This window comes from Fructilactobacillus sp. X8R4C1 (genome assembly GCF_059900905.1).
Map to the genome: position 1 here is coordinate 554,629 of NZ_JBWXVJ010000001.1, position 12,108 is coordinate 566,736.

General features: G+C 38.7%; 10 protein-coding genes and 1 tRNA gene. 9 read left to right on the forward strand and 2 right to left on the reverse strand.

Features of this window, described 5'->3' with window-relative positions:
• Positions 1-15 precede the first annotated feature (15 nt).
• From gatC to rlmD, 5 genes are read left to right on the forward strand one after another with little or no spacing between them, the layout of a single operon-like run.
• Positions 16-324, forward strand: a complete 309-nt coding sequence (gene gatC, locus AC6UDA_RS02755; RefSeq protein WP_500710831.1) for an Asp-tRNA(Asn)/Glu-tRNA(Gln) amidotransferase subunit GatC — start codon at positions 16-18, stop codon at positions 322-324.
• Positions 325-326: 2 nt separating this feature from the next.
• Complete coding sequence (gene gatA, locus AC6UDA_RS02760) at positions 327-1,781, forward strand: Asp-tRNA(Asn)/Glu-tRNA(Gln) amidotransferase subunit GatA (RefSeq protein ID WP_500693574.1); 1,455 nt, start codon at positions 327-329, stop codon at positions 1,779-1,781.
• 2 nt (positions 1,782-1,783) lie between these two features.
• Positions 1,784-3,205: an Asp-tRNA(Asn)/Glu-tRNA(Gln) amidotransferase subunit GatB gene (gene gatB / locus AC6UDA_RS02765; RefSeq protein WP_500693575.1), complete on the forward strand. Its 1,422-nt coding sequence runs from the start codon at positions 1,784-1,786 to the stop codon at positions 3,203-3,205.
• Between the two features lie 12 nt (positions 3,206-3,217).
• A complete protein-coding gene (locus tag AC6UDA_RS02770) occupies positions 3,218-4,237 on the forward strand; it encodes a diacylglycerol kinase (protein WP_500710833.1) in 1,020 nt (339 codons plus the stop codon).
• A gap of 42 nt (positions 4,238-4,279) precedes the next feature.
• Entirely contained in the window at positions 4,280-5,656 is a 1,377-nt protein-coding gene (rlmD, locus tag AC6UDA_RS02775) for a 23S rRNA (uracil(1939)-C(5))-methyltransferase RlmD (protein WP_500710835.1), read from the forward strand.
• Between the two features lie 26 nt (positions 5,657-5,682).
• On the opposite strand, the gene AC6UDA_RS02780 is transcribed toward rlmD, so the two are convergent.
• Both AC6UDA_RS02780 and gntK read right to left on the reverse strand, forming a co-directional pair.
• Positions 5,683-7,023 carry an APC family permease gene (locus tag AC6UDA_RS02780; protein WP_500700787.1) on the reverse strand — a complete coding sequence of 447 codons (1,341 nt, stop codon included), beginning with the start codon at positions 7,021-7,023 and terminating at the stop codon, positions 5,683-5,685.
• A 106-nt stretch (positions 7,024-7,129) separates the two neighbouring features.
• Positions 7,130-8,695, reverse strand: a complete 1,566-nt coding sequence (gene gntK / locus AC6UDA_RS02785; RefSeq protein WP_500696546.1) for a gluconokinase — start codon at positions 8,693-8,695, stop codon at positions 7,130-7,132.
• A 205-nt stretch (positions 8,696-8,900) separates the two neighbouring features.
• On the opposite strand from gntK, the gene AC6UDA_RS02790 reads away from it, so the two are divergent.
• The 4 genes from AC6UDA_RS02790 (at position 8,901) to AC6UDA_RS02805 (ending at position 12,094) form a co-directional block, all read left to right on the forward strand.
• A complete protein-coding gene (locus tag AC6UDA_RS02790; RefSeq protein ID WP_500706323.1) occupies positions 8,901-9,713 on the forward strand; it encodes a GH25 family lysozyme in 813 nt (270 codons plus the stop codon).
• Positions 9,706-10,701, forward strand: a complete 996-nt coding sequence (locus AC6UDA_RS02795) for a Gfo/Idh/MocA family protein (protein ID WP_500695215.1) — start codon at positions 9,706-9,708, stop codon at positions 10,699-10,701. Before AC6UDA_RS02790 ends, AC6UDA_RS02795 begins: the two co-directional genes overlap by 8 nt.
• A 1-nt stretch (position 10,702) precedes the next feature.
• Positions 10,703-11,971 (forward strand): DEAD/DEAH box helicase, encoded by a 1,269-nt coding sequence (locus AC6UDA_RS02800; RefSeq protein ID WP_500710837.1) that lies wholly within the window; start codon positions 10,703-10,705, stop codon positions 11,969-11,971.
• A 50-nt stretch (positions 11,972-12,021) separates the two neighbouring features.
• A tRNA-Arg gene (locus AC6UDA_RS02805) sits at positions 12,022-12,094 on the forward strand.
• Positions 12,095-12,108 lie beyond the last annotated feature (14 nt).

The window sequence follows — 12,108 nt, forward strand, 5'->3', positions numbered from 1 at the left end:
AAAAGAGGGGATAAAATGGCTGATAAGATTACGGAAGAACAAACCCAACATATTGCTGGGTTAGCTAAGCTTGAATTAAAAAAAGATGAATTACCTGAATTCACCCAACAATTAAATGATTTGTTGAAAATGTTGGATACACTTGAAAAAGTTGATACATCGGGTGTTGAGCCCACTTATACGGTAACGGATCGAATTGACGTTACTAGAAAAGACGTGGCAGAAGATTGGCACGAACAAGATGCTTTGTTAAAGAATGCTCCTGATATTCAAGATGACTTAATTAAAGTTCCAGTAATTATTGACGGAAGTGAGGATGAATAATAATGAACTATTTAGATAAGGATTTGCGTTCACTTCACCAGATGTTAGTAAATAAGGAAATTTCGGCCGTTGACTTAGTAAAAGAGACCATGGACAACATCAAAACTACTGACCAAAACATTGATGCTTTTAATAATCTAAATGATAAAGCGCTTGAAAATGCTAAAGCCATTGATGAACGTGGGATTGATCCTAATAATATTTTAGATGGGATTCCGTTGGCTTTGAAAGATAACATCGTTACTAAAGAATTACCAACTACTGCATCTTCAAAAATGCTAGAAAATTTCACTTCAATTTATGATGCAACGGTGGCCAAGAAACTTTCTAATGCTGGTACCATTAACGTTGGTAAAACCAACATGGATGAATTTGCAATGGGAAGTTCAACTGAAAATTCAGCCCTTAAAACCACTCACAATCCATGGGATTATAGCAAAGTTCCTGGCGGTTCGTCCGGTGGTTCGGCTGCCGCAGTTGCTTCCGGTGAAGTTCCAGTTGCACTTGGATCAGATACCGGAGGTTCAATTAGACAACCAGCTTCATTCACGGGAATTGTTGGAATGAAGCCAACCTATGGTCGAGTATCACGTTTTGGACTTATTGCGATGGCTTCAAGTTTTGATCAAATTGGACCTCTTACTAGAAGTGTCTTTGACAATGCTCTGGTTTTAAACGCAATTTCAGGTCATGACGAACACGATTCAACTAGTTCAAAACAGGAAGTTCCTGATTTCACCGAACACATTAAAGATGGGGTCGAGGGGATGAGAATTGGCATTCCCAAGGAATACGTTAATAAGTTATCTCCTGATGTTTCAAAAGCAATCAAAAATGCCGCAGAAACGTTTAAAAAATTAGGTGCAAAGGTTGACTGGGTTTCGATGCCTAATTCTAAATATGGTGTTATTGCTTATAATGCGCTTCAAACCGCTGAAGCATCTTCTAACCTAGAAAGATTCGATGGAATTCGTTATGGATATCGAGCATCAGATGCTCAAACACTTGATGAATTGTACGTTAAATCACGATCAGAAGGGTTTGGGGATGAGGTTAAGCGACGGATTATGCTAGGGACATTATCGCTTTCTTACGATAATGTTGATAAATATTACAAACAGGCTGCTAAAATTCGGACTTTAATCATCAATGATTTTAAAAAGGTTTTTGCTGACCATGATTTAATTTTGAGTCCAACATCTCGAGTTACTGCCTTTACAATTGGAGTAGAAGATCAAGATCCCATTGAAATGTATATGAATGATATTTTGACGATCCCAGCCAATATGGCTGGAGTTCCTGCTATGTCTCAAATTGCTGGATCCAGTAATGGTTTGCCAATCGGAATGCAATTAATGGGGAAACCGTTTGATGAGAGTACCATTTATAAAGCAGGATACGCTTTTGAACAGAATACTGATTTTCACAAGCAAACACCAAAGATGGGAGGTAAATAGTCATGAATTTTGAAACGACCATTGGTCTAGAAGTCCACGTTGAGCTTAAAACTAATTCAAAAATTTATAGTCCATCTGCTGCACAGTTTGGGGACAAGCCCAATAGTAATACTAACGTGATTGACTGGGGTTATCCTGGAACGCTCCCAGTCGTTAACAAACAGGTCGTTGCGGATGGTATCACCGCGGCTCTAGCTTTACATGCTCATATTGAAAAGCACCCTCATTTTGATCGTAAAAATTATTTCTACCCGGATAATCCGAAGGGGTATCAGATTACTCAAAACGAGAGACCCACTGCTAGAAACGGATGGATTGAAGTCGAGACCGAAAATGGTAAGAAAAAAATTGGAATCGAAGAGATGCATATTGAAGAAGACGCTGGTAAGAATACCCATGAACAAAAATATTCTTACGTTGACTTAAACCGTCAGGGGACTCCGCTTATTGAAATTGTCTCTAAGCCCGAGATGACAACTCCGCAACAAGCATATGATTATCTGGAAGGATTAAGACAACGGATTCAATTTACCGGAATTTCTGATGTCAAGATGGAAGAAGGGTCAATGCGGGTTGATGTTAATATCTCAGTTCGACCCATTGGTAGTAAAGAATTAGGTCAAAAGATTGAATTAAAGAACTTGAATTCATTTAATCATGTTAGAAAATCACTTGAGTACGAAGAACAACGTCAACAACAGGTGTTGATGTCCGGCGGTCAGATTAATTCTGAGAGTCGTCGTTTTGATGAATCTACTGGTAAAACTGAGTTAATGCGTGTCAAAGAGGGAAAAGATGATTATCGTTACTTCCCAGAACCAGATCTTCCAACTTTGAGTATTTCTGATGAATGGATTAATGAATTAAAAGAATCCATGCCAGAGATGCCTATTAAACGTCGTAATCGTTACGTTAATGAATTAGGGATCACTGATTATGATGCAATGGTTATCACTCAGACCAAAGAAATGTCTGATTTTTATGATAAAATGGTTAAATTAGGTGCTGATCCTAAATTAGCCGCTAACTACCTTCAAGATAACGTCAATGCGTACTTGAACGATAATCAAGCTAACTTGGAAGACACCAAAATCACGCCTGAAGCGATGGCTACCATGATTAAAATGATTATGGACGATACCATCTCAAGTAAAATGGCTAAAAAAGTATTTAAGGCAGTTACTAAGGGGCAAGATCCAAAGAAATTCGTTGAAGAAAAAGGACTGGTCCAATTATCTGATCCTAAAAAACTGCAACCAATTATTGATGGGGTCTTAAAAGATAATCAACAGTCAGTTGATGATTATCATAATGGTAAAGATCGAGCTGTTGGGTATTTGGTTGGACAAATTATGAAACAAACTCATGGACAAGCTAATCCGCAAGTTGTAAACAAATTATTGAAAGGTTCTTTAGATAAATAGGGTGATGTAAGAATGGTCAAAAAAGCACGAGTAATTTACAATCCAACGTCTGGACGTGAAATGTTAAAACCGCAGTTGGTTAATATTTTGGATGTTTTGGAGAATGGTGGATATGAAGCCAGTGCTTTTGCGACCACTCCCAAACCACATTCAGCACGTGATGAAGCCGCCCGTGCATCTGAAGAGGGATTTGATCTCATCGTTGCGGCAGGTGGAGATGGGACCATCAATGAAGTAATTAATGGCATTGCTCCACGTGATTATCGACCACAATTAGGAATCATTCCCGCTGGAACTACCAATGATTTTGCGCGTGCATTGCACATTCCTCGAGATGATTACGTTGAAGCTGCTAAAGTGATCACTAAGGGCAATGTTTCAAAGATGGACGTTGGTAAAGCATACAATGATGAAGTGACTAATTATTTCATTAATATTGCGGCTGGTGGGTTTATGACAGAATTAACTTACAATGTTCCTTCTGATTTAAAGACTATTTTTGGGTATCTTGCATACCTGGTAAAGGGAGCAGAAATGTTGCCAAATGTGAAGCCAGTTCCGATGTTATTAAAGTATGATGGTGGAGAATATTGTGGGAAGGCTTCAATGTTTTTTTTAGCCATGACTAATTCAGTGGGTGGTTTTGAACAAATTGTTCCAAACGCAACCATGGATGATGGTAAATTTACCATGATTATTGTTAAAACCGGTAATTTAGTTGAAATGTTGCAATTAATTGCTAAAGCGTTTAATGGCGGTCGGCACATTGATGATCCTAGGATTATATACAAAAAGACCAATACATTTGAGGCTTTTCCTGGGGATGATAGTCGCTTACAGATTAATCTTGATGGCGAATACGGTGGTGATGCTCCGATGAAGTTTGTCGATCTAAAGCAGCGAATTAGTATTTATTCCAACCTTAAGACTGATGATATCAGTGAGTCGGCTAGTGTCGCTCCTCAGGTCAAAAATGTTGAAAAGAAGTTTGTCAGAAAAGTCGATGAACTTCCATCTGATAGTAAAAAATAAGTTTTGCCGTGTAACGGCAAAACTTTTTAGTAAGGAGAACAAATGAGCGCTAAAAAAGAAGCTCCAGTACAGAAAAACCAAGACCTCACGGTAAACGTGATTGATTTGACTTACCAGGGAATGGGGGTTGGTAAGGTTTCCGATTTTCCGATTTTCATTGAGGATGCTCTTCCAGGTGAGAAAGTCCAGATCAGGGTGATTAAAGTTAAAAAGAACTTCGCCTTTGGAAAATTAGAAAAGATTATCGAACCAAGTCCCAATCGAGTTCAAGCAATTGATCGACGGTATACGCAGTCTGGGATTGCTCCATTACAACACCTTGCATATCCAAAACAATTAGAGTTTAAACAACATCAGATTGAGGAATTGTTTAAGAAGGCTCATTTAAACGTTGCTGTTGCTCAAACAATTGGAATGGATAATCCATCAAAATACCGAAATAAGGCTCAGATTCCGGTTAGGAAGATGAATGGTCAATTGGAAACGGGTTTTTATCGGCGCCACAGTCATGATTTAATTCCAATTGAAGATTTTTACATTCAAGATCCTCACATCGATGAAGCCATTATTAAGGTTCGGGATGTTTTACGAGCTTATCATGTTAGTGCTTACAATGAGGCAACTCACAAGGGTTGTATTAGGAATATTATGGTCCGTTATGGAAAAGCAACCGGCGAGATGATGGTAGTTTTGGTTACCAATGGTAAAAACTTGCCACATAAAGATGAAATTATTAAATCCATTAATGATCAGTTGCCTGATTTAGATAGTTTAATTCAAAATGTTAATGATTCTCACGGGAATCGACTGATGGGGGACACGAACATCCTGTTATCAGGTAAAGCTTACATCAAGGATGAACTCTTAAACACCAAGTTTTTGATTTCACCAATGTCGTTTTACCAGGTTAATCCGGTTCAGACTGAAAAACTTTATTCTTTGGCCATCGATAAGGCGCAATTATCGAAAAATGATGTGGTGGTTGATGCGTATTGCGGGATTGGGACAATTTCACTGGCAATGGCACCAAAAGTTAAGCATGTGTACGGAGTTGATGTGGTTGCTGAGGCAATTGAAGATGCCCGAAAGAACGCTAAATTAAATCATATTGATAATGTTAGCTTTGTGGTTGCAAAGGCTGAGGATCAGATGAAAAAATGGGCAGAGCAGGGCATTCGACCAGATGTCGTGGTAGTTGATCCGCCAAGAAAGGGCCTTGATCCAACCTTTATTGCTAGTGTCTTAGAGATGAAGCCAGAGCGATTAGTATATGTTTCGTGTAATCCCGCCACTCTTGTACGGGATTGTCAGGCTTTAATTGATGGTGGCTATGAAATTAAACAACCTATTCAACCAGTGGATCAGTTTCCACAAACACCGCATGTTGAAAGTGTAACGGTGTTGGAAAAGAGTAAATAAAAAGAATCTAGCTCGCTAGATTCTTTTTATTTTTCAGTTGAAGTTTTGTTTTTCATCATTTTATGCCAGTAATAAACTGGAATTCCTATTAAAGTGGCTATGATACCAATGATAGCCAAAACGGTTTGGGTCAGGATCGTTGAAACTAAGATAAAGATTCCCCCGGCTAGTGCGAGAATTGGGACAATTGGATACCAAGGTACTTTGTATGGGCGAACCAACTCCGGTTCACGCTTTCTTAAGATGAATAAAGCAACGAACAAAAGGCAATTAAATATCCACATCACGAAAACTAACATATCAGTTAGCATATCAAAACTACCCATGAAAATCATAACGACAGCGATCATAAACATAAATAATCCCGAAATATAGGGGGTAGCAGTGTGTTTAGAAAGTTTTGCAAAGTATTTACTAAATGGTAATTGATCGTCTTTACCCATTGCATACGGAACTCTGATCCCGGTTAAGATGTAACCATTCATAGCGCCATAAACGGAAATTAAGATGCCAATGGTCACTAGTTTTCCGCCAATGCCACCAAATAGTTTCATGGCAACTTCATAGGCGGTGTTTTGGTTTCCTGCAATTTGATCAAGTGGCATATTTTTTAAGAAAACCCAGTTTACCAAAACGTAGATGATCATAATAAAAGTTAAACCCAAAATAATGGCCTTAGGAAGGTCCTTTTGGGGATTTTTCATTTCGCCAGCGATGCTTCCGATGTTGATCCATCCATCGTAGGCAAACATTGTGGCCAGTAATCCGCCACCAAAAGCAGTTAATAGGTTAGTGGAGCCATGGTTCTGGATTGGAGGCCAAAAAGATACGTCAACGTGACCCGGGAGTAATAGTCCAGCAATTACAATGATAAAGATAGGAATTAATTTGACAATTAGTGTCAAAGATTGGACTCTTCCGGCTACTTTTGATCCTAAAAGGTTAATTAACGTAACACTTAATGCACAAATAATTGCAATGGTAATTGAGAGTGATGTTGATAAGTGAAACAAATTAATTAGTTGAGTGGAGAAAACAATTGAGAGAGCCGCTAAGTTGGCCGGAAAATACACAAGGATTTCGGCCCATCCCAGTAGGAATCCAGTTAGCGGTCCATAAGTATACTTTAAGTATTGAATGGTTCCTCCAGTTTTAGGAATGGCCGCAGCCAATTCTGAAACCGTTAGTCCACCACAAATTGTTAAAAGGCCACCAATGATCCATGCTAGGATGGTGAGAGTGACAGAATGAGTATTAGATACGACACTGGCAGTTTTGAAAAAGACTCCAGCACCGATCACGGTTCCCATGACAGTTGACAGGGCAGCACCGATTCCAATGTTTTTCTTTAAGTTGCTTTGAGGCATTTGATCCACTCCTTTTGCGTAATGGTTAATTATAGCATGGGGCCAAATCGAAGTCAGTACATAAAATAAAAAAGCATCCAATTGGATGCTTTTTAGTGATATTGATTTAGTCTTCGTCTTTTGGACCGGTTTTCCAATCATTTTCATGTTCACGTTGGTAATTAGCAATGTTCTTGTATTCTGGTTGAAGATGACGGCTTAGACGAATGTAAATTGGGATCAATTCACGATAAGCTTGGTAATTCTTTGGATTTGGCTTATGAGTGTTGGTAACCCCAACAAACTTACTGACGTCGTAAAGGCTGTCAATCATGCCTAAACTGTACATTCCAAGGGTAGCAGCTCCAAGAGCCGTACCTTCGAAGCTTTCTGGGATGTTGACGTCTTGTTCAAAGATGTCGGCTAACATTTGGCGCCAAAGTTCTGAACGAGCAAAACCACCAGTTGCTTGAATACTCTTTGGTTCGCCAACAACTTCTTCAAGGGCTAACATAACGGTGTAAAGGTTATACACGATTCCCTCAAGAGCAGATCGAATCATGTGGGCACGAGTGTGTTTTCTGGTCAAACCGAAGTATGTTCCACGAGCGTCAGCATCCCAGATTGGAGCTCTTTCACCACCCAAGAACGGTAAGAAGATTAACCCTTCGGATCCTGCTGGAATCTTAGAAGCAATTTCAGTTAGAAGATCGTAAGCATCAATATTCATCTGTTCGGCAGTGACTTTTTCTGGCAAGCAAAGTTGATCACGAACCCAACGGAAGACAATTCCACCGTTATTAACGGGTCCACCGACAACCCACATATTCTTAGCTAGGTAGTAACAGAATACACGACCCTTAGGATCAATCGTTGGCTTGTCGTTAACGACACGAACGGCACCAGAAGTTCCAATTGTGACAGCTACTACACCTGGTTTAATGGCGTCTACCCCTAAGTTAGCCAGAGGACCGTCAGAAGCACCAATGATAAATGGTGTATCTTTATCAATTCCAATTTTATTGGCGTATTCTTCGTTTAAGCCCTTTAATTGATAAGTGGTGTCTACTAATTCAGGCAGTTGATCACGCTTGATGCCAGCAACTTTTAATGCTTCATCGTCCCAGTCCATGTCAAAAATATTGAATAGGCCAGTTGCATTAGCGATCGAATAGTCTTCTTTTAGAACCCCAAATAATTTATAGTTGATGTATTCTTTAACACCAACAAAATAACGGGCTTTTTTAAACAATTCAGGCTTTTCATTTCTGAGCCACATGGCCTTTACAAGTGGTGTCATTGGATGAGTTGGAACACCAGTCTTTTTGTAAAGTTCCATTCCAATGCCGTTTTCTTTTAATTTATCTGCGTATTCAACGGCACGATTATCTGCCCAAGTGATTGCGCGGGTGAGTGGCTTGTGGTTCTCATCCAAGAGGATCAAACTGTGCATCGCACACGAATATGAAACTCCCTTGATGGTGTCTTTTTTAGGGTCTACTTTTTTAAGAACATTTTGTAGACCTTGAATCATCGCTGAGAAAATCTCCTCTGGATCTTCTTCTGCCATGTCGGCAGTGTCTTGATACAAAGTATATCCATCGTTTGAATAACCTTTAACTTCACCTTTGTCATCGTATAAAACGGTTTTGACACTTGTAGTTCCGATGTCGACCCCAATTACGTTTTCCATTATAATCTTTCCCTTCCATGCTAGTTGATGCACTCTATGACAGATTTCATGCCAACTTTATTAAGTGATCGAGTAAAAAAATTATACTACTTATAACGCTTTCATTATATTGAAATCAACGTTTGAATTCAAGCGAATATCAATAAATAGTGATAATATTGATTTATAATTATACTAATTATAAGAAATGATTGAGGAGGTCCAAATGACTGAGATTAACCGGTCCAACCTTCGAAAAAAAGCAAGAAAAGAAAAATTAACTAGGTGGGCATTAATTGGACTGGTTAGTGTACTGCTACTAGTTATCGTTATTTCCATTTGGATGTACTTTGCTCATAAAAATCGTGATCGCGAATTACTTTTGAAAAAGTATCCAGTTCAGGGTGTGACGGTAAATCAAGACGATGGGTACATCGATTTTACGGCACTTAAACAGAAAGGCCAAAAGTTCGTGTACATTCGTTCTACTCAAGGAGCAAGCTTTGCTGACGATAATTTTGACAATAATTACAATCGCAGTCAGGGATCTGGTTTAAAGATTGGGGTTTATCATACCTATGGATTTAAGAGTAGTATTGAAGACCAAGAGAGTAATTTTATAACTCAAGTCAAAGATAATACCGGGACACTTCCAATCGTCATTCAAGTTCAATATTACTATCCGTATGATGAAAACAACGTGAATTTAAAGCAACAAAAGAAACGGATTAATGAATTTGTTCAGTTTTTGTACCAGAGATACGATCGACCTGTTATTATTAATACTAACGAGAAGATGTACCGAGAATTTAGATCAATTCCACACGCCGCTTTTTGGTTAAATAATGAAAGCGATGCAAAGAAACCGCACGTGCGCTTTATCAACATGAATTCTTCCGATCATTTAAACATTGATGGGCAGAAGGGAAGCTTTGATTCCGTAGCTTTTAATGGGAACCAGAAGCAGTGGAATCAGTATCTAGGTCAGGTAAATATTGTGAATAATGAAGAAGTACAATGGGAGAATTACAATGATTAAATTAGGAATAATTGGAACTAACTGGATCACACAAAAGTTTGTTGATGCTGCTGTTAGTACTGGCAAGTATAAGTTGAACGCTGTTTATTCAAGAAAATTAGATACGGCGCGGAAATTTGCTCAGCCAAATGATTGTGACAACATTTTTGATGATTTACAGGTTTTCTTTGAATCTGACAAATTCGACACCGTTTATATTGCTTCACCAAATGCCATTCACTATCAACAAGTCATTGAAGCACTTAAGCATGACAAGAATGTCATTGTTGAAAAGCCTGCTTTTATTGGACCATATCAATTCCAGTCTGCCATCGACACGTTAAAGCAACATCCCAAAGCTCGCTTAATGGAAGCAGCACGGAACATTCACATGCCCGCTTTTAAAGCAGTTCAAGATCAAATTGATGATATTAAAATTGATGGGGCAGAATTTACTTTTAGCAAATATTCTTCTCGCTACGATAAGGTTCTTAAGGGTGAAGTTCCGAATGTCTTTAACCTTCAATTTGGTGGCGGAGCTCTGGAAGACTTAGGAGTTTATCCTGTGTATGATGCCGTTGCTCTATTTGGATTACCAAGAACACAGATGTACTATCCTAAATTCATTGAAACCGGAGCTGATGGTGGTGGAGTAGCTGTTTTAAACTATGGTACTTTTGATGTTACTTTAAACTTTAGTAAGGTGATTACTTCGTATCAACAATCAGAGATCTACTGTGGAAAGCAAACGGTCTTAATTGATAATGCTGGTGAGTTTACGGCAGCTAAATTAATGAATGAGGGTAAAGAAAGTGAGATTTCTCCTCTTTATACCGACAATCCGATGATTCCAGAAGCAAATGATTTTGCTGAAGTCATAAATCATCCAGGGAATCCTGTTTACGAAAATCGATACGTTGGAGGACTGAATTTAATGCAGAAAGTTAATGCTTTAATGGGACGTCTTGCTGATAGTGCTGGAATTCATTATTTACAAATAGGAGAATAGTGTGCTCGAACAATTTGTTAAGCGTTTTGAAAAATTAGGATATGAAAAACAGACCCCAATCCAAAAAGCAGTCTATGCACCGATGATTGAGGGTGAAAATGACATTGTCGCACTATCACCAACTGGTTCTGGCAAAACCGTGGCGTTTACAATGCCGATTTTGGCTAATTCGATGCCAGGGGTTGGCACACAGGTCATTGTGATCGAACCTACTCAAGAACTTGCGATGCAAGTGGCAGGTGTGATTAGAGATTGGGCGGTTCCTTTTAAAGTGAAAATTTTGTCATTGATTGGTGGAGCAAACGTTAAACGGCAACAAGAACAGTTAAAAAAACATCCAGAGATTGTTGTGGGAACTCCCGGAAGAATTCTTAGCTTGATTAATGAACGAAAATTAAAGGTTAATGACGTTGAAACAGTGGTCATTGACGAAGCTGATGATTTGCTCAACGATACTTCTTTAGATCAGGTTAAAAATATTATTGCTGCAGTTCCAAGAGATGCTCAGGCTGCCTACTTTTCTGCTACAGACACTGATGTTTTGTATCATCTAAAGGAAAAAATGGGTAAAAGTGCCGACATAATTGACGTTAGGGATATTGATCAAACCAGGGGTAAGGTAACCCATGGCCTCTTTCAAATCTCACGAGCCAAGCGAAATGAAATGTTAAACCGGTTATCTAAAATGCAAGGTTTTAAAGCATTAGTATTTTTTAATCAGACTGATACGCTTAATCGGGCTTTTAATTTCTTCAAACACGAGGGAAATGGCAAGGTACAAAAATTAGCCGCAGGTGAAAGTAAACAGAGCCGCAAAAAGGCGCTGGATGATTTTCGTTTGGGAAGAATTAAATTATTATTAACGACTGACGTGGCTGCAAGGGGACTTGACATTGCAAAATTACCAGCTGTGATTAATTATGATTTGCCAAATGAATCGAATACCTACATTCATCGTGTTGGTCGAACAGGTCGAATGGGTGAGCCAGGGTTAGTAATTAATTTTGGAGATGACCATGATCTTCGCGATTTAAAGCACGTTTTAGATAATAGTGAATATGAATTAAAACCAATTTATTATTTCAATGGGGAGATCGTTGATCACATTGATGACTCACAGTTAGAGCATCAAAAAGAAATCAAACAACAGGCACTGACTAAAAAAAGACAGGTGCACGAAGCTATCCAGGCTAAACCAAAAAAGAATAAACACCGAAAACGAAAACAAAAAGATAAGGGTAAACCAAGTAGTCATAAAAATCACCATTAGTTTGGTTCTTTACTAAATTTTTTATTCGTGAGAGAATAGAAAATGTTTTTGGCCCCATAGCACAACTGGATAGGGCAACCGCCTCCTAAGCGGTCGATCTCAGTTCGAGTCTGAGTGGGGTCATCTATAAGCGTTAA

What these genes read in the sequence shown, in the direction of transcription:
- AC6UDA_RS02790 (WP_500706323.1), top strand. Translation starts at nt 8,901, where the DNA reads ATGACTGAGATTAACCGGTCCAACCTTCGAAAAAAAGCAAGAAAAGAA.
- gntK (WP_500696546.1), bottom strand. Translation starts at nt 8,695, where the DNA reads ATGGAAAACGTAATTGGGGTCGACATCGGAACTACAAGTGTCAAAACC.
- gatC (WP_500710831.1), top strand. Translation starts at nt 16, where the DNA reads ATGGCTGATAAGATTACGGAAGAACAAACCCAACATATTGCTGGGTTA.
- gatB (WP_500693575.1), top strand. Translation starts at nt 1,784, where the DNA reads ATGAATTTTGAAACGACCATTGGTCTAGAAGTCCACGTTGAGCTTAAA.
- gatA (WP_500693574.1), top strand. Translation starts at nt 327, where the DNA reads ATGAACTATTTAGATAAGGATTTGCGTTCACTTCACCAGATGTTAGTA.
- AC6UDA_RS02795 (WP_500695215.1), top strand. Translation starts at nt 9,706, where the DNA reads ATGATTAAATTAGGAATAATTGGAACTAACTGGATCACACAAAAGTTT.
- AC6UDA_RS02770 (WP_500710833.1), top strand. Translation starts at nt 3,218, where the DNA reads ATGGTCAAAAAAGCACGAGTAATTTACAATCCAACGTCTGGACGTGAA.
- rlmD (WP_500710835.1), top strand. Translation starts at nt 4,280, where the DNA reads ATGAGCGCTAAAAAAGAAGCTCCAGTACAGAAAAACCAAGACCTCACG.
- AC6UDA_RS02780 (WP_500700787.1), bottom strand. Translation starts at nt 7,023, where the DNA reads ATGCCTCAAAGCAACTTAAAGAAAAACATTGGAATCGGTGCTGCCCTG.